This is a genomic window from Hoeflea sp. IMCC20628, from assembly GCF_001011155.1.
In the GTDB taxonomy this organism is placed as follows: Bacteria; Pseudomonadota; Alphaproteobacteria; order Rhizobiales; family Rhizobiaceae; genus Hoeflea.
Map to the genome: position 1 here is coordinate 1044993 of NZ_CP011479.1, position 22561 is coordinate 1067553.

General features: G+C 60.1%; 20 protein-coding genes. 19 read left to right on the plus strand and 1 reads right to left on the minus strand.

The features are described 5' to 3' along the window. Nucleotides 1-19: 19 nt before the first annotated feature. Nucleotides 20-1393, minus strand: a complete 1374-nt coding sequence (gene lpdA, locus IMCC20628_RS04875) for a dihydrolipoyl dehydrogenase (RefSeq protein WP_047029277.1) — start codon at nucleotides 1391-1393, stop codon at nucleotides 20-22. A 173-nt stretch (nucleotides 1394-1566) separates the two neighbouring features. On the opposite strand from lpdA, the gene IMCC20628_RS04880 reads away from it, so the two are divergent. From IMCC20628_RS04880 to IMCC20628_RS04970, 19 genes are all read left to right on the plus strand, one after another. Beyond that, complete coding sequence (locus IMCC20628_RS04880; RefSeq protein ID WP_047029278.1) at nucleotides 1567-2478, plus strand: ABC transporter substrate-binding protein; 912 nt, start codon at nucleotides 1567-1569, stop codon at nucleotides 2476-2478. A 106-nt stretch (nucleotides 2479-2584) separates the two neighbouring features. Beyond that, nucleotides 2585-3709, plus strand: a complete 1125-nt coding sequence (locus IMCC20628_RS04885; RefSeq protein ID WP_245307933.1) for an ABC transporter permease — start codon at nucleotides 2585-2587, stop codon at nucleotides 3707-3709. Next, entirely contained in the window at nucleotides 3706-4641 is a 936-nt protein-coding gene (locus IMCC20628_RS04890) for an ABC transporter ATP-binding protein (protein ID WP_047029279.1), read from the plus strand. The genes IMCC20628_RS04885 and IMCC20628_RS04890 overlap by 4 nt, the downstream gene beginning before the upstream one ends. Next, on the plus strand, nucleotides 4638-5390 hold the full coding sequence (locus tag IMCC20628_RS04895) for an ABC transporter permease (protein WP_047029280.1): 753 nt from the start codon (nucleotides 4638-4640) through the stop codon (nucleotides 5388-5390). Before IMCC20628_RS04890 ends, IMCC20628_RS04895 begins: the two co-directional genes overlap by 4 nt. 193 nt (nucleotides 5391-5583) lie before the next feature. Then, a complete protein-coding gene (locus IMCC20628_RS04900) occupies nucleotides 5584-7290 on the plus strand; it encodes a hypothetical protein (protein ID WP_052766301.1) in 1707 nt (568 codons plus the stop codon). 122 nt (nucleotides 7291-7412) lie between these two features. Continuing rightward, the gene (gene dgcN, locus IMCC20628_RS04905) at nucleotides 7413-8426 is read left to right on the plus strand and encodes an N-acetyltransferase DgcN (RefSeq protein WP_047029281.1); all 1014 of its coding nucleotides are present in this window, start codon (nucleotides 7413-7415) and stop codon (nucleotides 8424-8426) included. 240 nt (nucleotides 8427-8666) lie between these two features. Continuing rightward, a complete protein-coding gene (locus IMCC20628_RS04910) occupies nucleotides 8667-10652 on the plus strand; it encodes an AMP-binding protein (protein WP_047029282.1) in 1986 nt (661 codons plus the stop codon). Further along, on the plus strand, nucleotides 10649-11473 hold the full coding sequence (locus IMCC20628_RS04915; RefSeq protein WP_047029283.1) for an ABC transporter ATP-binding protein: 825 nt from the start codon (nucleotides 10649-10651) through the stop codon (nucleotides 11471-11473). The genes IMCC20628_RS04910 and IMCC20628_RS04915 overlap by 4 nt, the downstream gene beginning before the upstream one ends. After that, nucleotides 11473-12432 carry a branched-chain amino acid ABC transporter permease gene (locus tag IMCC20628_RS04920; RefSeq protein ID WP_047029284.1) on the plus strand — a complete coding sequence of 320 codons (960 nt, stop codon included), beginning with the start codon at nucleotides 11473-11475 and terminating at the stop codon, nucleotides 12430-12432. Before IMCC20628_RS04915 ends, IMCC20628_RS04920 begins: the two co-directional genes overlap by 1 nt. Before the next feature lie 3 nt (nucleotides 12433-12435). Next, the gene (locus IMCC20628_RS04925) at nucleotides 12436-12813 is read left to right on the plus strand and encodes a VOC family protein (protein WP_047029285.1); all 378 of its coding nucleotides are present in this window, start codon (nucleotides 12436-12438) and stop codon (nucleotides 12811-12813) included. Then, nucleotides 12813-13892: a branched-chain amino acid ABC transporter permease gene (locus tag IMCC20628_RS04930; RefSeq protein WP_047029286.1), complete on the plus strand. Its 1080-nt coding sequence runs from the start codon at nucleotides 12813-12815 to the stop codon at nucleotides 13890-13892. Before IMCC20628_RS04925 ends, IMCC20628_RS04930 begins: the two co-directional genes overlap by 1 nt. Before the next feature lie 152 nt (nucleotides 13893-14044). Next, the gene (locus IMCC20628_RS04935) at nucleotides 14045-15364 is read left to right on the plus strand and encodes an ABC transporter substrate-binding protein (protein WP_047029287.1); all 1320 of its coding nucleotides are present in this window, start codon (nucleotides 14045-14047) and stop codon (nucleotides 15362-15364) included. Nucleotides 15365-15452: 88 nt separating this feature from the next. Beyond that, nucleotides 15453-16295 (plus strand): ABC transporter ATP-binding protein, encoded by an 843-nt coding sequence (locus tag IMCC20628_RS04940; protein ID WP_047029288.1) that lies wholly within the window; start codon nucleotides 15453-15455, stop codon nucleotides 16293-16295. A 124-nt stretch (nucleotides 16296-16419) separates the two neighbouring features. Further along, nucleotides 16420-17040 carry a TetR/AcrR family transcriptional regulator gene (locus tag IMCC20628_RS04945; protein ID WP_047029289.1) on the plus strand — a complete coding sequence of 207 codons (621 nt, stop codon included), beginning with the start codon at nucleotides 16420-16422 and terminating at the stop codon, nucleotides 17038-17040. After that, nucleotides 17022-18185 (plus strand): isovaleryl-CoA dehydrogenase, encoded by a 1164-nt coding sequence (locus IMCC20628_RS04950; protein ID WP_047029290.1) that lies wholly within the window; start codon nucleotides 17022-17024, stop codon nucleotides 18183-18185. Before IMCC20628_RS04945 ends, IMCC20628_RS04950 begins: the two co-directional genes overlap by 19 nt. Beyond that, nucleotides 18182-19798, plus strand: coding sequence for a carboxyl transferase domain-containing protein (locus IMCC20628_RS04955; RefSeq protein ID WP_047029291.1), 1617 nt, complete (start codon nucleotides 18182-18184; stop codon nucleotides 19796-19798). Before IMCC20628_RS04950 ends, IMCC20628_RS04955 begins: the two co-directional genes overlap by 4 nt. A gap of 54 nt (nucleotides 19799-19852) precedes the next feature. Continuing rightward, the gene (locus tag IMCC20628_RS04960) at nucleotides 19853-20113 is read left to right on the plus strand and encodes a hypothetical protein (protein WP_047029292.1); all 261 of its coding nucleotides are present in this window, start codon (nucleotides 19853-19855) and stop codon (nucleotides 20111-20113) included. A 2-nt stretch (nucleotides 20114-20115) separates the two neighbouring features. Continuing rightward, complete coding sequence (locus IMCC20628_RS04965; RefSeq protein WP_197078391.1) at nucleotides 20116-20550, plus strand: PIN domain-containing protein; 435 nt, start codon at nucleotides 20116-20118, stop codon at nucleotides 20548-20550. Beyond that, a complete protein-coding gene (locus tag IMCC20628_RS04970; protein WP_047029294.1) occupies nucleotides 20547-22547 on the plus strand; it encodes an acetyl/propionyl/methylcrotonyl-CoA carboxylase subunit alpha in 2001 nt (666 codons plus the stop codon). Before IMCC20628_RS04965 ends, IMCC20628_RS04970 begins: the two co-directional genes overlap by 4 nt. The last annotated feature ends 14 nt before the right edge of the window (nucleotides 22548-22561 follow it).

A 22561-nucleotide genomic window follows, 5' to 3' on the forward strand; every position in this document is an offset into this window, starting at 1 on the left:
GGTCGCACCTGCATTGATTTCAAATATGCAGCGAATGTCCCAGCGCCTTGAGGCAGGCTTCGTGCAGCGCTTCGCCGAGCGTCGGGTGGGCGTGGATGATTGCGGTGATGTCTTCAAGCCGGGCGCTCATCTCTATGGCGATGGCGAAGGCTGCGGCAAGTTCCGAGATTCCCTCGCCAACACCCTGCAGACCCAGAATCAGGCCGTTGTCCTTGCGGGCGACAACGCGAACAAAGCCGTTCTCGGCCTCCATGCTCATGGCGCGGCCATTGGCGGTAAAGGGGAACTGGCCGGTCGTGGTCTCGATGCCGGCGCTTTTCGCCTCGTCGGGCGACAGGCCGCAGGTGACGATTTCCGGATCGGTGAAGCAGACGGCGGGAATGCAGATCTTGTCCCAGACGCGCTTCTTGCCAGAGAGGAATTCGGCGACCAATTCGCCCTGGGCCATGGCGCGGTGGGCCAGCATCGGCTCGCCGGTGACGTCGCCGATGGCGAAGACGCCACGCATCGATGTGCGGCAGTTCTCGTCTATGCGGATGAAGTGTCCGTCCATGTCGAGGCTGAGGCCGGGAATGCCGGCGCCTTGCGAGCGCGGGCGGCGGCCAACGGTGACGAGGATCCGCTCGGCCGGCAGGTCAATGATCTCGCCGTCGGCGGTCTCAACCATCAGGCCGGTGTCGGACGCGGCCTTGGCCTTGGTGTCGAGCATCAGCTTGATGCCCAGCGCTTCGAGAGAGGCCATCACCGGTCTTGTCAGGGCTGAATCATATTGCGGCAGGATCTTCGACGTGGCTTCGACAATGGTGACGGCGGCGCCGAGCTTGGCGAAGGCGGTGCCGATTTCCAGCCCGATATAGCCACCACCAACGACCACCAGCCGTTCCGGCACCGCGTCAAGCGCCAGCGCTTCTGTGGAGCTGATCACCTTGCCGCCGAAGGGCAGGAACGGCAGTTCCACCGGTTCCGAGCCGGTGGCGATGATCACATTTTCCGCCACGATGCGCAGCACCGCCGCGTCGGTGGTCACCTGAACGGTCTTGCCGTCGAGGAATTCAGCCTGGCCGGTGATCAACCGCGCGCCGGCCTTTTTCAGCAGACCCTGGACGCCGCCGGTGAGCCGGGCGACGATGCCGTCCTTCCAGGCGATGGTGCGGCTGAGATCAATGGAAGGGCTGGCGGCGGTAATACCAAGCGCCGAGCGGCCGTCATAGCCGCTGAGCTTGTGGAACTCGTCGGCGGCATGGATCAGCGCCTTCGAAGGAATGCAGCCGACATTCAGGCAGGTGCCGCCGGCCTTGGCCTGCTCGACGACAACGGTGTCGATGCCGAGCTGGCCGGCGCGGATGCCGCAGACATAGCCGCCGGGACCACCGCCGATGATCAGCAGTCTCAAGCGGCGTGGTTTCCATTTGAATTCGCTGAGTGCTGCTCTGTAAACTGCAATTTTCCTGGGGCGCCCTGTCCTTTGCCGGTCGCTGACTTAAATGCGCTGTCGTGCTTCGCGTTTTATCGCGGATATGCCAATATTACCTAAAGCGGGAAACTCTCTTGAAGGAGACAGCGACAATGCGTTTTCAACCCAACATAATCGCAACCACACTCGCACTCCTTGTCACGGCGGCCTCCGCGTCGGCGCAGGTGGTTGTGTCGTCCAAGATCGATACCGAAGGCGGCGTGCTTGGCAACATCATCCTCTCGGTGCTCAATGCCAACAACATCGAGACCACGGATCGCCTGCAACTGGGCGCGACGCCGATCATGCGACAGGCGATCACTGCCGGCGAGATCGACATCTATCCCGAATATACCGGCAATGCGGCGTTCTTCTTCCAGAAGGCCGAAGATCCTCTCTGGAGAGATGCCGCAAAGGCCTATTCGGAGGCCAAGTCGCTTGACTATGACGCCAACAAGATCGTCTGGCTGACGCCGTCGCCGGCCAACAACACCTGGGCGGTCGCGGTTCGCAAGGATGTTGCCGAGGCCAACCAGATCAAGACCTTCAGCGATTTCGGCGCCTTCGTCGCAGGCGGCGGCAATGTCGTTCTGGCGGCCTCTTCCGAATTTGTGAATTCGCCAGCCGCTCTGCCGGCCTTTCAGACCGCCTATGGCTTCACGCTGAAGCCGGATCAGCTGATCACGCTTTCGGGCGGCGACACCGCCGCAACGATCGGAGCTGCGGCCAATCAGACCAGCGGCGTCAATGCGGCCATGGTTTACGGCACTGATGGCGGCATCGCCCCGTCCGGTCTGGTCGTGCTCGAGGACGACAAATCGGTGCAGCCGGTCTACCAGCCGGCGCCGATCATTCGCGAAGCGGTTCTCAAACAGCACCCGGAGATCGAGACGCTGCTGAAGCCGGTGTTTGAAAAGCTCGACCTGGTGACACTTCAGGAACTCAACGGTCGCGTCCAGGTCGGCGGCGAGCCAGCCAAGGCGGTCGCTGATGACTTCCTGAAAGCAAACGGCTTTCTGAAATAGGATGGCGCGGTCTGCCTCTGATCCTTGGAAGCAGGCCGCGTCCGGTTCTGACGGGGATCGCGGCTTGGGCCTTCGCTTTGACAAGCTTGGTGTGGTCCTCGCTCTCATGGTCGCCTATGGCGCCTATGCCGCCCCGTTCGTGACTTTCCGGGCCAATCGCATCGTGCCCGGCGAAGGCCGCTTTCTGCTGGAGGCGCTGCCGTCGGGACTTGGCATGGTGCTGGCCCTTGCCTTGCTCGGCGCTGGTCTGGTCGCGCTTTTTCGCGCACCGATCCTGCTGCGGCTATCGGTGGCGGCGATAATGCTTGCGGGCCTTGCCGTCACCATTGGCATTGCCGCCAGCCATCTGACTCCTGAGGGTGACAGTTACGCGCGCACAGCGCCGGCGTCCGGCTTCTGGGTGCTGGTGTTTGCCTTCGCCCTGATGGCGGCCGATGCTATCGCACGCCTCAATCCGAAACCGCTTATGCGCGTCGCCCTGCTTGCGGTGGCCTTGGCAGCTGTCGGCATCTGCCTGACGTCGGGGCTGTGGGCCAGTCTTTCGATCCTCAAGGAATATGCCAGCCGCGCCGATGCCTTCTGGGCCGAGGCAGTCCGGCATGTTCTGCTCGCCGTGGGATCGCTTGTGGTTGCCGCTGCCGTCGGCGTCCCGTTGGGTATTCTCTGCCACCGGGTAGAGCGGTTGCGGGCCGGTGTGCTGAATGTGCTCAATCTGATCCAGACCATTCCTTCGATCGCGCTGTTTGGAATCCTGATCGCTCCGCTGAGCTGGGTGGCGATCAATGTACCGGGCGCCAGCGCGCTCGGCATTCGCGGCATCGGTGCAGCACCCGCCTTTGTCGCCCTGTTTCTCTATTCGCTGCTGCCGGTGGTGGCCAACACGGTGGTGGGGCTGGCTGGCGTGCCGCGTGAAGCCAACGAGGCGGCGCGCGGCGTCGGCATGACCGTCGCCCAGCGGCTGATGCGGATCGAATTGCCGCTTGCCCTTCCGGTTATCCTGACCGGCATCCGGATCGTGCTGGTGCAGAATATCGGCCTTGCGACCATCGCCGCGCTGATTGGCGGCGGCGGCTTCGGCGTGTTCGTGTTCCAGGGCATGGGGCAGACGGCTATGGATCTGGTGCTTCTCGGAGCGGTGCCGACAGTGGGTCTGGCTTTCGCATCGGCCATCGTCCTGGATGCGCTTGTCGACATCTACGCCCCCGCGGGCACAGCTGGAACAGTCAGATGATTGAAATCGAGGGTCTCAGCAAGCGCTATGATCAGACGACCGTCGTCGCAGATGTCTCGATGGTGGTGGAGCCGCGTAGCGTCACGGTGGTGGTCGGCACCTCGGGGTCGGGCAAGACAACGCTGCTGCGGATGATCAACCGGCTGGTCGAGCCGACCTCCGGCACGATCCGGATCGATGGCGAAGACATCAGCACGCTGCCGGGGTTCGAGCTCAGGCGTCGCATCGGCTATGCGATCCAGGGGCACGGGCTGTTTCCCCATCGCACGGTTGCGCAGAACATTGCCACCGTCCCTGACCTGCTTGGCTGGGACAAGGCCCGGATCAAGGCGAGGGTCACACAACTGCTTGAGCTGTTCCAGCTTGACCCCGCGACCTTTTCCGACCGTTTTCCGCATGAGCTCTCCGGCGGTCAGAAGCAGCGCGTGGGTGTTGCGCGGGCACTAGCGGCCGAGCCGAATGTGCTTTTGATGGACGAGCCTTTCGGGGCGCTTGATCCGATCATCCGCACCAAGGCGCAGATTGATTTGCTGGAGATCCAGAAGCTGTTCGGAACAACGATCATCCTGGTCACGCATGACATGGATGAAGCCTTTCACCTGGCCGATCGCATCGCCGTGATGGATGCAGGCGCACTGGTGCAATACGCCGCGCCCTCGGAACTTGTGCGGCAGCCGGCCACGGATTTTGTCCAGAGCCTGATCGGGGAGAATGAACGCGCCTTCCGGCTGTTGTCGATCGACACGGTGGGCCATGCGGTCGAGCCGGGCACGGCGCAAGGCGCGGCGCTTGTCGAAACCACCAGCCAACGGGACGCTTTGTCCGAGCTGTTGTGGAGCGGCCGTCAGGCAGCACCGGTTGTCGGTGCCGATGGTTCGCCCCTCGGCAAGGTGACGCTCGAAGCCCTGTCGCGCAGGGCTGCCGGGCCATGACGGGAACATGGTTTCCATGGTTTGCGCGTGCCTGCCTGTTGTCGCTGCTGGTGGGCTTTCTGCTCTCACCCGACTGGTTCGAGCCGCTGCTGAGGCCTCTGGCCCAGGAAAATGCGCCGGCGATCTACAATCAGGGCAGCCTGCTGACGCTGACGCTGCTCCACTTGCGCACAGTGGCGATTGCGACAGCGGCGGCGACTGTGGTGGCCGTCTTGCTTGCCATTCTGGTCACCCGCCCGTTCGGCGCGGAATTTCTGCCGCTGTCGCGCAGCCTGGTCAATGTCGGCCAGACCTTTCCGCCGGTTGCGGTTCTGGCGCTCGCCGTACCCGTGCTCGGCTTCGGTGAGAAACCGACGCTGGTCGCCCTGTTTCTGTACGGGCTGCTGCCGATTTTTGAGAACACACTGACCGGATTTGCGACCTTGCCGGGTCCGGTCCTGGAAGCTGCACGCGGTGCTGGCATGACAGACCGGCAGCGGCTTTGGCGGGTCGAACTGCCACTGGCCATGCCGATCATTCTGGCCGGAATCCGTTTGTCGGTGGTCGTCAGTCTGGCAACCGCAACGATAGGCTCCACGGTCGCGGCGAAAACCCTGGGAGAGGTCATCATCGCCGGCTTGCAGACCAACAACACAGCCTTCGTGCTGCAGGGTGGCCTGATCGTTGGAGCGGTCGCAGTTTTGCTCTATGATGGACTGTCCGCCATCGAGCGCGGTCTCGCCCGCCGAACCGGCTTGTCACAGGCATGACGGGCAAAACATTCCAGCTTTGGCGCGCCTCGATTTATTTGAGGGCCAGAAAATCCTGACCCGCCGGTTGATCTATTTCCTGGTCGATAACAAAGTGGCGGTCTGGAATGAACATACGCCGCAGGTCTCGTGATTGACCCGTGGGTCGGAAATCGAACACACTCCCAAACAGGGAATCACCTTCGGGGGCTGTATGAGCATGGTTGACACAGGGTTTGGCGATGCGCCGGGACGGCGCGCGCTGTTTTGGCTCTATCCGGCGCTCATTGGCTTTGTTGTGGTTTTACTGGTGCTGCAAACGTTGCCGTTGGTTCTGCCCATCGGACCGATGTACTGGGATGTGCTGGTCTATTACGATGCGATCGGCCGTATCGCGCAGGGCCAATGGCCGGCGATTGATTTTTTCGCACCTGTCGGGCCGCTTGAGTATTTTCTCGCGGCGTTTTCTGCGCGGGTGTTTCCCGATGCGCAACCGGTGCTTCTGACACAATGGATCTGGCTGCCGGTTACCGCTCCTGTGATGGCGCTGATCCTTTGGGACACGGCGAAGCGTAGTGGCACGGTGGCGCTTTGGCTGTTTGTGCCATGGATGATCTTCACAGCGCTGCCGTTCAACGTCATCGATTTCTACCCTTATCCGGGAACCGACGCCTTTGGCATTTACAACCGTCACGGTGCACATCTGATCTATCTGGTGGCGGCAACGGTTCTATTTGTGCGCAGCCAAGTCATTCAAGCCATCGTGCTCAGTGTGCTGGTGCTGTCGATGGCATTCTGCAAGATCACGGCCCTGCTTGCTGCAGGCCCGATCCTGCTGTTTGGACTGGTACTTGGCCGGATATCGGTCAAAACAGCCATCGCGACTGCGCTTGTCTGCATCGGCGCGACCGGGATTGCCGAATTGTCGACGGGGATGGTTGTCCCGTATGTGCAGGACATCATCCTGCTCGCCTCGCAAAACAGCGACGCCTTGCTGCCGCGGTTTCTGACTGCGATTTCCCAGCATTTCAATGTTTTTGGTGCAGGCGGACTGCTCGTTGTTGCGCTGTTGGCGGCATCATGGTCGGGGCTCGACGCTGCGGGCGGCCGGGCTTCCGGCAACAAGCTGAGCCGGATCTTCGATGCTCACTGGTTCTGGGTTGGTCTGCTGCTGTTTTGCAGTCTGTTTTACGAAACCCAGAATACCGGCGGCCAGGCTGGCCTGATCATCTGGCCAGCGCTCCTGGCAGTGCTGGTGCTGCCGATGGCAACTTACGGCCGTTACAGTGTGATTGTCCTGGTGTTGATCGCATTTTCGGCGGTGCCCAACATCAGCAATGTGCTGCACAAGGCAGCCCGGACGTTGGCGGTGGCCCCGGGTTATGTCGTTCTGGATGCCCCGGATATGGGTCCGATCGGCAGGGTTTCGGCCAAGGACGTGTTCGTTGAACAGGCCGAACGGATGCGCGGGATCTATATCGCCCACCGGGATACCTATGAGGCGATTGCCGAGACCGGGGCATTGCCATCCTTCATCATGTTTTCGGATCCGGATTACCAATACCTCTTACTGCAGGAAATGCAGGCGGCCACGGTGGCAATCAAGGCGATGGAAGCCAAGACAGGTCACCGGTTCGAGCGGGTGTTGAATCTCGATTTCGCCAATCCGTTTCCCTATCTGCTGAACAAGAAGGGCACCGAGTATGTTGCCATCGGCGCCGATCCGAACCGGGCGCTGCCGGAGCTCGACGCCCGAACGCGCGCCGCAGTGTCGCAGACGGATCTGATCCTCGTGCCGACCTGTCCGGTGCATCACGCGCGAAAGCAGCTTCTAGAGCATTACGCTTCAGCGCTGACTGCCCATAACCGCATTACACTGACGCCCTGTTTTGACGCTTTCGTGCTGTCGTCTTCTCCGTAAACGGACGCGGTTTTGGCATCTGCCGGGACAATCAGGTGGAGAGGGCAATTGCCGTCTTGACGGTTACACCCGGGCGCATGACAGTGGTGGTCTGAAACCAATCTCAAAGTCTGGAGTATGTGATGGTCATCGATCCGCCCTATCTGATTTTTCTCGGTGATGTGCCCGACGCTCTGGCGGCTAAAACCGGAGTGGGGATCGTTGACTGGCGGCCGGAGTGGTGCATCGGCCAGTTGCGGCTTGAGGGCTGCCAGGCTGATGCAAATATACCTGATCTCTCGATCGAGGAGGCGGTCGCGCAAGGCGTCAAGACCATGGTGGTCGGCTCAGTGAACGCCGGCGGCGTTCTGCCTCCGCACTGGATTGCGTCCATCGTTGCAGCGCTTGATGCGGGTCTCAACGTGGCGACCGGATTGCACACACGGCTTGCATCGATTCCGGAAATCCGTGCAGCTGCGGAGCGCGGCGGCGCCAAGCTGCATGACGTTCGCTTTTCCGATCAGCGCTTTGATACAGGCAAGGGGACAAAGCGCCCGGGTCTGCGCTGTCTGACAGTGGGAACCGACTGTTCCGTGGGCAAGAAATACACCGCGCTGGCGCTTGAACGCGAGATGCGGGCGCGGGGAATGGACGCGGATTTCCGTGCCACCGGGCAGACCGGCGTGTTCATTTCAGGCCGTGGGGCCGCGATCGACGCGGTGGCAGCGGATTTCATTTCGGGGGCTGTAGAGTGGATCGCACCGGCGGATGATCCTGGCCATTGGGATCTGGTCGAGGGGCAGGGGTCGCTGTTCCATCCAAGCTTTGCCGGTGTGTCGCTGGGGCTGCTGCACGGCGCGCAGGCCGACGCGTTCGTGGTCTGCCATGAGCCGACACGGACAACGATGCGCGGGGTCAAGCATGGCTTGCCGAGCATTCAGGAAGTTATCGACATGACCATCGCCTGCGGGAAATTGACCAATCCGGCCATCACCTGCACGGGGATCGCCGTCAACACCCAGAAGCTTGGCGAGGCCGAGGCGAAGGCGCTGCTGGAAGGGCTTGCAAGCGAGTATGGCGTGCCGGCCACGGATCCGATCCGCTTTGGCGTCACGGCTCTGGTCGACCGGTTGGAAACGATCAATGGAAAAGTGTGAAGACCCACGAAAGTAGCACTTGCAACGGAGGTCAGGACGACTAAGGTAAACGAGCGTTCATTTAATTCGTGACCGCACCCGGAAACCGGCGGCTGAGAGGACAGCGGCTGGTAACCGGCAACCAAAGCTACCGGCTTGACCGGTGCGAAGAATGGCCAGGGGAACGGCCTATGGCGTGGATGGGGATCCACGCGCCCGGAAATGGCATCAAGCCATCCGGACAGGAGGAGAAGTGAGGAGATGGAAGCCACAGGCGTGACCGCCGGCGGCAAGCCGGTTACGTTTCCGCAGTATCTGTTGCTCAACGCAAAGCGTTTTGCAGCGCGGCCTGCGATGCGCATCAAGGACTACGGTATCTGGCAGACCTGGACCTGGTCGGAGCAACTCGACGAGATTCGCGATTTTGCGCTTGGTCTGAAGGCCATGGGTCTGGGTGAGGGTGACCGCATCGCCATTGTCGGCTCCAATCGGCCGCGGCTCTACTGGGCTTTCTGCGCCGCTCAATCGCTCAAGGCGATCCCTGTTCCGGTCTATGCGGACTCTGTTGCTGAAGAAATGGCCTATGTGCTGCACCATGCGGGTGTGCGTTTTGCCATTGTTCAGGACCAGGAGCAGGTCGACAAGATTCAATCCGTTGCTACTGATGTTCCCGGCCTCACCAACATCATTTTCGACGAGCCGCGCGGTCTGCGCGATTATGATCGCGGTCTTCTGCATGATTTTGGCGACGTGCAGGACAAGGGTCGTGAAATCGCGCTGGCGAACACATCCGCAGTGGCTGACTGGGAAGCCGGAATTCGCGCCTCCGATGGCAGCGAAATTTCGGCGATCTTGTACACCTCCGGCACGACCGGCCGCTCGAAGGGCGTGATGCTGACGGCGTCGGCCTCGGTGAAGGCGGCGGAAGACACAGCCGCATTTGATAATCTGACCGAGCACGATGAAGTGCTGGCCTATCTGCCGCTGGCCTGGGTTGGCGATCATTACCTCAATTATGCGCAGGGCTATGTGGCCGGGCTGTGCATGAGTTGCCCCGAAAGCCCCGACACCGTGGCGCAGAACCTGCGCGAGATCGGGCCGAGCTTCTATTTCGCGCCACCGCGGGTGTTTGAAGGCCTGCTGACCAGCGTGATGATCCGGATGGAAGACGCGAGCGGGCCGAAGAAATGGCTGTTCCACCATTTTCTCGGCGTCGCCAAGGCCTATGGCGAAAAGATCCTCGAGGGCCGACCTGTGCCGTTGTCGGGACGGATTTCCTACTGGATCGGCGACAAGCTGATCTATGGTCCGCTCAGGAATGTGCTCGGCTTCACCCGCATCCGGACGGCTTACACGGCCGGCGAAGCGATCGGGCCGGACCTGTTTTCGTTCTTCCGCTCGCTGGGCATCAATCTCAAGCAGCTTTACGGCCAGACCGAAGCCTTCCTCTATGTCACCTGCCAGAAGGATGGCGACGTGCGCCCCGACACGGTGGGGCCGGCCGCACCGGATGTGGAAATCCGCATCACCGAAAGCGGCGAAGTGCAGTTCCGCTCGCCTGGCATGTTCACCGGCTATTACGGCGACGAGGACAAGACCAAGGAAACCATGACGCCCGACGGCTGGGTGATGACAGGAGATGCAGGTATTTTCGATGCACGCGGCCATCTCAAGATCATCGACCGGGCCAAGGACGTCGGCAAGCTGACTACCGGGGCGCTGTACGCGCCGAAATACATCGAGAACAAGCTCAAGTTTTTCCCCAATATCAAGGAAGTGGTCGCCTTTGGCGACGGGCGGGATTTTGTTTCGGTGTTCCTCAACATTGATCTGACGGCGGTGGGTAACTGGGCCGAGCGCAACAACATTTCCTATGGCTCCTATCAGGAACTGGCAGGCCTGCCGCAGGTTTATGAAATGATGACCGGTCACATCAACCAGGTTAACCGCGATCTGGCGGCCGAACCGATGATGTCCGGTGCGCAGATCAAGCGCTTTCTGGTGCTGCACAAGGAACTGGACGCCGATGACGGTGAGCTGACCCGGACCCAGAAAGTGCGCCGCAGCTTCATCGCCGAACGCTACGGTCCGCTGATCGAGGCGCTGTATAACGGGGCGGCCGAGCAATTCATCGAGACGGAAATGACGTTTGAGGATGGTCGCAAGGGCGCTATTCGCGCCACTGTGAAAGTTGCGGATGCCACGGTTCACCCCAGTGTGGAAACGATGCCGGAGGCAGCCGAATGAATGCGCGTGTCAAACATGTCGAGCTGCATGCTGCGGATGACGGGCTCAACCCCGGCGACGTGATGCTGAAAGTTGACAATGTGTCGCTGTCGTTTGGTGGCGTCAAAGCGATTTCGGACATTTCGTTCGATATCCGCAAGGGCGAGATTCGGGCCATCATCGGACCGAACGGCGCCGGCAAGACTTCGATGCTGAATGTGATCAACGGGTTTTATCATCCGCAGGAAGGTGTGATCACGTTTCGCGGTCAGGCGCGCTCGCGGATGCAGCCTTATGAGGCCGCGGCTTCAGGCATTGCGCGTACGTTCCAGAATGTCGCGCTGTTCAAGGGCATGTCGACGCTTGACAACATCATGTCGGGCCGGACGCTGAAGATGCACAAGAATTTCTTCTGGCAGGTGCTCAATGTCGGGCCGGCGCGCAACGAGGAAATCGAACACCGGCTCAAGGTCGAGGAGATCATCGATTTTCTCGAGATCCAGGCGATCCGCAAGACGCCGGTGGGTAAATTGCCCTACGGCCTGCAGAAGCGGGTCGAGCTGGGCCGGGCGCTGGCGATGGAACCGGATCTGCTGCTGCTCGACGAACCTATGGCCGGCATGAATCTCGAGGAAAAAGAGGACATGAGCCGCTTTATCCTCGATGTGAACAGCCAGATGGGTACGACCATTGCTCTGATCGAGCATGACATGGGTGTGGTGATGGATATTTCCGACCGCGTGGTGGTGCTCGACTACGGCCGCAAAATCGGTGATGGGCCACCTGAAGAGGTGAAGAACAACCAGGACGTCATCGACGCCTATCTGGGAGTGTCACACTGATGGACTTTCTCTATACAGTTCTCGTCGATCCGTTCGCCCAGATGGTGGATATGCCCGACTTCTTCCTGCAGGTGTTGTGGGAAGGGTTTGTCGCAGGCGTTCTCTATGCGCTGATCGCGCTTGGTTTCGTGCTGATCTTCAAGGCCTCGGGCGTGTTCAATTTTGCCCAAGGCATCATGGTGGTGTTTGCCGGACTGACGCTGGTCGGCCTGCATGAAAAAGGCGTTCCGGCCTATCTGGCGCTAATCCTGACCATCGGTGTGATGGGTGTGCTGGCGCTGGCGGTCGAACGCTTCGTGATGCGGCCGCTGGTCAACCAGCCCGACATCATCCTGCTGATGTCGACCATCGGGCTGACCTATTTTCTGGTCGGGTTTGGCGAGTTCGTCTTTGGTGGCGAACCCAAGCAGATGATCACTGAAGAACTGGGACTGCCGACGGGGTCGACGGCGTTCGAGATCGGCGATGGCGGACTTCTGATCCTGCAGCATATCGACATTGCCGCGGCGGTAATCGCGTTGATCATGGTGGGTGCGCTGGCAGTGTTCTTCAACAAGACGAGGATCGGCCGGGCGTTGCGTGCTGTCGCCGACGACCATCAGGCAGCACTTTCGGTCGGGATTTCGCTCAATCAGATCTGGGCCATCGTCTGGTTTGCCGCCGGTATCGTGGCGCTGACCACGGGGATCATGTGGGGCGCGCGCTCTGATGTGTCCTTCGCGCTCGAAATCATCGCGTTCAAGGCCTTGCCGGTGCTGATCCTTGGCGGCTTTACCTCGATCCCGGGCGCCATCGTTGGCGGGTTGATCATCGGCATCGGCGAAAAGGTAGGAGAGATTTACTGGGGCCCGTTGGTGGGCGGTGGCATCGAAAGCTGGCTTGCCTACATGATTGCGCTTATCTTCTTGCTGTTCAGGCCACAAGGTCTGTTTGGTGAACGCATTATCGAGAGGGTATAAGCGATGCATAAGAGCCGACTTTCCTCAATCGTGATTGACTGTCACACAGACCATATCGAGCAGGCCGCGGGCTTCTGGTCGCAATTGCTGGGTCAACCCGCGCATACGGATGATGACGGGCATCGCGCCACCATTCTGGCCGGAGACAAAAGTGTTGCTCTGGTCATCGAGGCGGTTCGCGACGAAGCGCGGATCCATTTCGACATTGAAACCAACAACCTCGCCGCTGAGATCCATCGCATTGAAAACTTCGGTGGCCGAAAGGTCAGCGTGGTTGATCACACAGTGGTCATGGAGGCGCCGACCGGGCACCGGTTCCGGCTCACCGGTCCAAGTTCACATGTGCTGCCATCGGGCGGGAATGTCTGGGGAGACGAGTAATGCTGTACCGCGAATCCGGCCAGTACAAGACCACCTATATCGCGGATCAGGCGATCTTCCCGATCCGTGAGGACCGGATTGGCATGGCGATTATCGGACTGATCGCGCTGGCGATCCCGTTCGTGGCGTCAGACTTCTTTCTCAACGCAATCATGACACCGTTCCTGATCCTGTCACTGGCTGCAATCGGTCTGAATATTCTGACCGGTTATGCGGGGCAATTGTCGCTTGGAACCGGGGCTTTCATGGGAGTGGGTGCCTATAGCTGTTACAAGCTGACATCTATCTTTCCGGAAACAAATATCATCATTCTTGTGCTGCTTTCGGGGCTTTTTTCAGCCGGAATAGGCGTGATCTTCGGCCTGCCATCGCTCAGGATCAAGGGGCTGTATCTGGCGGTCACCACACTAGCGGCGCAGTTTTTCCTTGAGTGGTGCTTCATCCGCATTCCGTGGCTCTACAACTACAATGCATCGGGCGCGATTGAGGTGCCGGAACGGCGCGGCTTTGGAGACATTATCTTGACCGGTCCGTCGGCAGCACCCATGACCCAGTATTTTATTGTTCTGGGGATTGTGGTCGTGGTGACGCTTGCCGTCAAAAACATCGTGCGCGGTCGGATTGGCCGGCAATGGATGATGATCCGCGACATGGACATTGCCGCAGAATTGATGGGCGTGCGGCCTCTGACGGCAAAGCTCTCGGCCTTTGCCGTGTCGTCTTATCTGTGCGGCGTTGCCGGCGCGATGTTCATCTTTTTCTATCTCGGTGCGGCCGAACCTTCGGCTTTTTCCATCACCTTGTCATTCCAGATCCTGTTCATGGTTATTCTGGGCGGGCTGGGCAGTCTTGTCGGCTCGTTCTTTGGAGCAGCATTCATCTGGGGCTTGCCGATTGTGCTGCGCTCCGGTCTGCCGGCGCTCGGGATCGGCGTCGGGGCTGAGACTGTCTTTCACATTGCGACCATGGTTGTGGGCGCATTGATCATCTTCTTTCTCATTGTCGAACCGCACGGGCTCGCAAGGCTCTGGTCGCTTGGCAAGGAGAAAATGCGCGTCTGGCCGTTTCCATACGCCTGACCAACTGGTGTTTTCCGGGACGTCTGAGGAGACGAGCCGGGAAGCTTCCACAAGCGACATTGTCCGGGCATGGGGCCCGTCCGGATCAGACATGTCGGGAGGAATAGGGTCCCCGGACTGGTGCGGAAACCGCGCCTAATGGGAGGAATACAATGCGACTGAAATGTCTGATTGCCGGAACCGTCATGGCCGGCACCCTGGCGGGCGCAGCTCTGCCGGCCTTCGCCGCCGATGATCTGTTTGTACCGCTGTTCAGTTACCGGACGGGCCCATATGCCGGCTCGGGCATCCCGATTGCCAACGGCATGCACGACTACCTCACCATGCTCAACGAGCGAGATGGCGGCATCAACGGTGTCAAGATCCGCATTTCCGAGTGTGAAACCGGTTACGACACCCAGAAGGGTGTGGAGTGCTATGAGCAGGTCAAGGGCGATGGAGCGCTTGTCATCAGCCCTTACTCAACCGGTATCACGCTTCAGGTGATCCCGAAGGCATCCGTTGACAAGATCCCTGTGTTGTCTATGGCCTATGGGCTTTCGGCTGCGGCAGAAGGCAACACGTTCCCGTGGGTGTTCAATCCGCCGGACACATACTGGGACGGCGCATCTGCGATCGTCACCGACATCGCCCGCCGTGAAGGTGGCAAAGAAGCACTCAAGGGCAAGAAGATCGGTTACATCTTCCTTGACGCCGGCTATGGCCGTGAGGCGATTCCGCTGCTTGAACAGATGTCCAGCGACATGGGCTTCGAGCTGATGCAATACCCGGTTGCCGGCAAGGAAATGCAGAACCAGTCGTCGCAGTGGCTCAACATCCGCCGCGACAAGCCCGACTACATGATCATGTGGGGCTGGGGTGCAATGAGCCCGACAGCGGTGAAGGAAGCCACCAAGATCCGCTATCCGATGGAAAACTTCTACGGTGTCTGGTGGTCTGGCGGCAATGACGATGCGGCAGCTGGTGGCGAAGCCGCCAAGGGATATCGCACGCTCAACTTCCATGGTGTTGGCGCCGATTATCCGTTTATCGCGGACATTCAGAAATACGTTGTCGATGCAGGCAAGAGCGAGGTTGATCCGGCGAAATTTGCCGACAACCTCTACAACCGCGGCGTCTACAACTCGATGCTGATCGCTGAAGGCATCCGCAAGGCGCAGGAGCTTTCCGGCAAGACTGTGATCGACGCGACAGACATGCGCAATGGTCTTGAGAACCTCGACATCACCGAGGCACGGCTCAAGGAAATGGGCATGGAGGGCTTCGCACTGCCGATGAAACTTTCCTGCGACGACCATTCGGGGCACCACAAGGTCTATGTGGTTGAATGGGACGGCAAGGATTGGCAGAAATCCGGCGACTGGTTCTCGCCGGACGTCGAGATGGTTCAGCCGTTGCTTGAAAAGGCCGCTGCAGACTATGCCGAGAGCAATGCTCCCTGGCCTGAGCGGACTGAACCCTGCGCTCAGTGATGACCTGACAAACAACCACCGCGCGGGACTCAAATGTTTCGCGCGGCGGTCCACTGCTCCCCAGCTTTGTTCAGACCGGAGAGGGTCCATGACCATGTCCACTTCCGTATCAACCGATGCGTCGACACAGCCGAATATCCTGACTGTCAACAATATCGAAGTGATCTATGATCACGTCATCCTGGTGCTCAAGGGTGTGTCGCTGGTGGTGCCGGAAGGTGGAATTGTGGCTTTGCTTGGGGCCAATGGTGCGGGCAAATCGACGACGCTCAAAGCGATTTCCAACCTGCTGCGCTCGGAGCGCGGCGAGGTGACCAAGGGATCGATCGAATTCGAAGGCAAGCGGATCGAAGCGCAGACGGCCAATGAGCTGGTGCGGCGCGGCTGTATCCAGGTGATGGAAGGCCGGCATTGCTTCGGGCATCTGACGATTGAAGAAAACCTGCTTACCGGCGCCTTCACCCGGAAGGACGGCAATGCGGCGATCAAGCGCGACATCGAAATGGTCTATAACTATTTTCCGCGACTGAGAGAACGCCGGACCAGCCTGGCCGGTTACACATCCGGCGGTGAGCAACAGATGACCGCGATCGGGCGGGCGCTGATGAGCCGGCCGAAAATGATCCTGCTGGACGAGCCGTCGATGGGACTGGCGCCGCAGTTGCAGGAAGAAATCTTCGAAATCATCAAGAAACTGAACGTGCAGGAAGGCGTGTCGTTTCTGCTGGCCGAGCAGAACACCAATATTGCGCTCCGCTACGCCACCTATGGCTACATCATGGAATCCGGCCGCATCGTCATGGATGGCGTGGCCAACGATCTTCGCGAGAACGAGGACGTCAAGGAGTTCTATCTTGGCGTTGGTGGCGAGGGCCGGCGCTCGTTCAAAAACGTCAAGCACTACAAGCGCCGCAAGCGCTGGCTGGCCTGATTGGTTTCGAGCATCCCGGCTTTAGGCAAAAACGCAGACTTTGCCCCTGTTATGACATCGTCGGGCTTGCAGATTGATGTGGAAGCCGATAAAATAAACAAACGTTCATTTAATTGTGTGAGTCATGGCGCGACGGGTGGGATCAAACGGAGCTGAAACAGCGGAGAAGCTGCGCAACGCAGCGCTCGAACTGTTTGCGCGCTCGGGTTATGCTGCGGTGTCGATGCGGGCGATCGCGGCGGAAACCGGGGTTCAGGCCGGTGCAATCTACAATCATTTTCCGACCAAGCAAGACCTGTTGAACGAACTTCTGCGGGTTCACATGGAAACGCTGCTGACTTCCTGGGAGGAGGTGAGCGAGCCGGGGCTGGCGCCGCCACAAGCGCTTGAGCAGTTCGTCCGGTTTCACATTCGCTATCACCTTGACCGATCGCGGGAGGTGTTCATCTCCTATATGGAACTGCGAAGCCTCGAGGATGAGAATTTCAGCGCCATCGAGCGTTTGCGCCGCGACTATGAAAAGGTGCCGCGTGCTATTCTCGAGCGCGGCGCTGCCGACGGTTCTTTTGACATTATCGATCCACAGCTCACCACCATGGCGATGATCGCCATGCTCACCGGCATGACCACCTGGTACCGGGAAAACGGACGCCTGTCGCTCGACGAGATCGAGGCGGTCTATGTCCGCCTGGTGGCGCGGCTGGTGGGGCAAAAAGGAAAATTGAAATGTTCACGACGAGCATGAATTTTGGCCATGGCGACGAGATTGACGCGCTGCGTGACTCGGTGTCCCGCTTTGCCAATGACCGTATCGCACCGGTGGCGGAAGCAACCGATCGCGAGAATGCGTTTCCCAACCATCTGTGGCAGGAGATGGGTGCGCTCGGCCTGCTCGGCATGACCGCTGATCCTGAATTCGGCGGCACCGGCATGTCCTATCTGGCGCATGTTGTGGCGATGGAAGAGATCAGCCGCGCCTCGGCCTCGATCGGCCTGTCCTACGGCGCCCATTCCAATCTCTGCGTCAACCAGATCAACCGCTGGGGCACGACGGCGCAGAAGCAAAAATATCTGCCGAAACTCTGCTCTGGCGAGAATGTCGGTGCGCTGGCGATGAGCGAGCCGGGCTCGGGTTCGGATGTGGTGTCGATGAAGCTGCGGGCTGAGAAGCGCAATGACCGCTATGTGCTCACCGGCAACAAGATGTGGATCACCAATGGTCCGGATGCCAACACGCTGGTGGTGTATGCCAAGTCCGATCCGGAGGCGAAATCGCGCGGCATCACTGCGTTCCTGATCGAAAAGGGCATGGCCGGATTTTCGACCGCCCAGAAACTCGACAAGCTGGGGATGCGTGGCTCCAACACCTGCGAACTGGTGTTCGAGTACTGCGAAGTGCCATTCGGCAACGTGCTCGGTCAGGAGGGCGAGGGCGTCAAGATTTTGATGTCGGGACTGGATTACGAGCGCGTGGTGCTGTCGGGCGGACCTCTCGGCATCATGGCGGCGGCGATGGATGTGGTGGTGCCCTATTGCCACGAGCGCAAGCAGTTTGGCGAGCCAATCGGCAATTTCCAGCTGATGCAGGGCAAGCTGGCCGACATGTACACGACGATGAACGCCTGCCGGGCCTACGTCTATGCCGTGGCTCAGGGCTGCGACCGGGGCGAAACCAGCCGCAAGGACGCCGCCGGCTGCATTCTCTATGCGGCGGAAAAGGCCACGCAAGTGGCGCTGGAGGCGATCCAGGCGCTGGGCGGCAATGGCTATATCAATGACTACCCGACCGGCCGGTTGCTGCGCGACGCCAAGCTCTACGAGATCGGCGCAGGCACCTCCGAAGTCCGCCGCATGCTGATCGGGCGCGAGATGATGGCGGAGACGGCGTGAGTATCATTCAATCCAAGATATCCACTGGCTCGCAGGCGTTCAAGGATAACGCCGCGAAGATGCAGACACAGATCACTGAAGCCGCAGAAGCTGCCGCCTTGCACGGGCAGGGCGGGCCGGAGGCCTCGCGCGAACGCCATGTAGGACGCGGCAAGCTGCTGCCGCGCGAGCGGGTGGCGACGTTGCTTGATGCGGATTCGCCGTTTCTGGAGGTCGGGCGGTTCGCTGCCCACGGGCTTTATGGCGGCGATATCGCCAGCGCCGGCGTGATCACCGGTGTTGGCCGGGTCAATGGCCGCGATGTGATGGTGGTGTGCAACGACGCCACGGTGAAGGGCGGCACCTATTATCCGCTGACGGTGAAGAAGCATCTGCGCGCCCAGGAAATTGCGCTCGAGAACAATCTGCCGTGTGTGTATTTGGTGGATTCGGGCGGCGCTAATCTGCCCAACCAGGATGAAGTGTTCCCCGACCGGGATCACTTTGGCCGGATCTTCTTCAACCAGGCAAACATGAGCGCCAAGGGGATTTCGCAGATTGCCGTGGTGATGGGGTCCTGCACCGCGGGCGGAGCCTATGTGCCGGCGATGAGCGACGAGACCATCATCGTGCGCGATCAGGGTACGATCTTTCTGGCTGGTCCACCGCTGGTCAAGGCCGCCACTGGCGAAATAGTCAGCGCGGAGGATCTTGGTGGTGGTGATGTGCACACGCGGCTGTCGGGCGTGGCTGATCATCTCGCCGACAACGATGCGCATGCGCTGGAATTGGCACGGCAGGCGGTGGCCAATCTCAACAATCGCGGCGGGGCGGGGCTTGCCGAAATGGATATCCGGACGGCGGAAGAACCGCTTTACGATCCGGCTGAAATCGCCGGGATCATTCCTGCCGATACGCGCCAGCCCTATGACATCCGCGAGGTGATCGCCCGCGTCGTCGACGGCTCACGGTTTGACGAGTTCAAGGCGCGCTACGGCACAACAATCGTCTGCGGCTTCGCCCATGTGATGGGTATGCCGGTGGGGATTGTCGCCAACAATGGCGTGCTGTTTTCCGAAAGTGCGGTGAAGGCGGCGCATTTCATCGAGCTGTGCTCGCAGCGCAAGATTCCGCTGGTGTTTTTGCAGAACATCACCGGCTTTATGGTCGGGCAGAAATACGAGGCCGGCGGCATTGCCAAGGATGGCGCCAAGATGGTGACGGCCGTGGCGACGACGCAGGTGCCGAAGATCACCATGATCATCGGTGGCTCCTTCGGCGCGGGTAATTACGGCATGTGCGGGCGGGCCTATAGCCCACGGTTCATGTGGACCTGGCCCAACAGCCGGATCTCAGTGATGGGCGGCGAACAGGCGGCGGGCGTCCTGGCGACCGTCAAGCGTGACGCCATCGAGCGCAAAGGCGGGGCGTGGTCGGTAGAAGAAGAGGCCGAGTTCAAGCGGCCGACCATCGAGATGTTCGAAACACAAAGCCACCCGCTATACGCCTCGGCGCGGTTGTGGGACGACGGCATCATCAATCCGCTCAAATCACGCGAAATACTGGCTCTCAGCCTGTCGACGGCGTTGAATGCTCCGGTGGAAGATACGAAGTTTGGTGTGTTCAGGATGTGATGGAAAATCAGATCAAAAAATGATATCATTGTGATATCAATAGGAGTGACTGAGATGGCCCAGATCGTGGTCAGGCAATTGGAAGATGCAGTGCTTGAAGCAGTGAAGACACGTGCGGTGGCAAACAAACGGTCGACCGAAGCAGAGGTGCGCGCCATATTGACCGATGCCGTTGGGCTCTCGTCGTCAACAACCGGTCCACCAGAGCCGGCCCCCAGAAGCTTTCGTGATTTTGTCGGAATAGCTGCAAACCGGCGTACTCAGGACGAAATTGACGCCTATGTGCGGGCTCTGCGCGACGAATGGGTTCGCTAGGCATGGCGAAAAACCGGCGCACCTATCTCGATACCAATGCGCTGATCAGCATTCTTGAAAAGGCGGATGAGTTGGACAGCGCGCAGGAAGAGTTGGTCAAGCAGATCAATGACGGTCAGCTTGAGGCCGTGACCAGTGAATTGACGTTGGCCGAGTGTCTTGTCAAACCGATCACAGATCGGGATGAGGCGTTGATCCGTGCTTACCTGAGCTTGTTGGCGGCCGAGAGCAAATTTCTGCGGGTAGCGGCCATTTCGAGAGACATCATCCTGGAAGCCGCGCGCGTGCGAGCCGGGACCGGGATCAAGTTGCCGGACGCTATTCATGTTGCGACCGCGAAGATCAGCCAATGTGAAGTATTCGTCAGCAACGACAGGCGTTTGGCGACCGCAACCGCAATGCCTTTCGAGCTATGGAGCGAAATGGGAAATCCATGATCACCAAAATCCTCATTGCCAATCGGGGCGAGATTGCTTGCCGGATCATCCGCACGGCGCGGAAAATGGGTATCGCCACGGTGGCGGTCTATTCCGAGGCTGACGCAAGTGCGCTGCATGTCGAGATGGCGGATGAGGCGGTGCTGATCGGGCCGGCGCCTGTGTCCGAGAGCTATCTCAAATTCGACGCCATTCTCGATGCCGCCAGGCGCACCGGTGCGGATGCGATCCATCCGGGCTACGGGTTTCTGTCGGAAAATCCGGGTTTTGTCGATCAAGTCGAGAAGGCAGGACTGATCTTCATCGGGCCATCGGCCAAGGCGATCCGTGCCATGGGGTTGAAGGATGCGGCCAAGGCGCTGATGGAAAAAGCCAATGTGCCGGTGGTGCCGGGCTATCACGGCGATGCGCAGGAACTGGTGGTGCTAGCAGGCAAGGCCAACGAGATCGGCTTTCCGGTGCTGATCAAGGCGCGTGCCGGCGGCGGCGGCAAGGGCATGCGCAAGGTAGAACATCAGGCGGATTTCCCGGCTGCGCTGTCTTCGGCGCGGCGCGAAGCCAAGGCTTCGTTCGGTGATGACCGGGTGCTGGTGGAGAAATATGTCTCCACGCCGCGGCATATCGAGATCCAGGTATTTGGCGACAAGCACGGCAACGTAGTGCATCTGTTCGAGCGCGACTGTTCGGCGCAACGGCGCCACCAGAAGGTGATCGAAGAAGCGCCTGCGCCGGATATGCCCGATGATATGCGCGAGGCGATGGGGGCTGCGGCCGTGCAGGCGGCCAAGGCAATCAACTATGCCGGCGCGGGGACAGTGGAGTTCATTGTTGACGCCAGCGAGGGGCTCAAGGCCGACAGGTTCTGGTTCATGGAAATGAACACGCGGCTGCAGGTCGAGCATCCGGTGACAGAGATGATCACCGGGCTCGATCTGGTCGAATGGCAGATCCGCGTGGCAGGCGGCGAGTCCTTGCCGCTCAGGCAGGACCAGCTTTCGATCAACGGTCATGCGGTGGAAGCGCGGATTTACGCCGAGGACGCGGAAAAGGGTTTTCTGCCTGCGGTCGGCAGGTTGGTGCATCTGCAGTTTCCTGATGGCGACATCAGGGTTGATGCCGGGGTGCGTGCGGGTGACGAGATCACGCCGTTCTATGACCCGATGATCGCCAAGGTGATTGCCCACGGCAAGAACCGGGCCGAGGCGCTGGGCAAGCTCGCCGGGGCTTTGGGCCGTACCGAGATCGCCGGGACCGTGACCAACACGGCATTTCTGGCGAAGCTTTGCCGGGATGCCGACTTTGCCGCAGGTCGGCTCGACACCGGGTTGATCGAGCGCAATATCGATAGCCTCACTGAGCGCGCGCCTGCGCCAGATGCAATCGCGGCTCTGGCGGTTTTGGCCGCTTCCGGCATGGTTCCGACCAGAACAGAGGATCCGGCCTCAGTGACGGCGATTGGCCCGTTCGAAATTTGGGGCGCTCCGAAACGCTCGGTGACGCTTGAAACCAGTGGAGCGGAAAGCCTCTTTACGGTTGAGCGGGAAGCCGCAGATATCTGGCGTATTGCGGGTGATGCGATGAAGACTGGTGCTATGCGCCTGGATGCGGTTCGCCCGAAGGGAAATGACTGGGCCTTCAGCGCCGACGGGGTGACGCAGCGCTGCCGGCTGGTCCAGAGCGGCGTGGAAGTGGCGGTTTTTCATGAGGGGCTGACGCACCGGTTCGGAAAGCAGCAACGCAAGCGCAGCGATGATCTGGCGGCGGGCGGCGATTCTGTTGTCTCGGCAATGCCGGGCATCGTCAAACAGGTGCTTGTGGTGAACGGCCAGGAGGTCAAATCCGGCGAAGCCCTGGTGATCATGGAAGCCATGAAAATGGAGATGACACTGTCGGCGCCGCGCGATGGCATGGTGGCTGAAGTGCTGGTAAGGGTTGGCGCGCAAGTGACCGACGGCGTCAGGCTTGTCCTGCTTGAAGCCGAGGTGAAAGCCGCCTGACACGCACGTGTCTG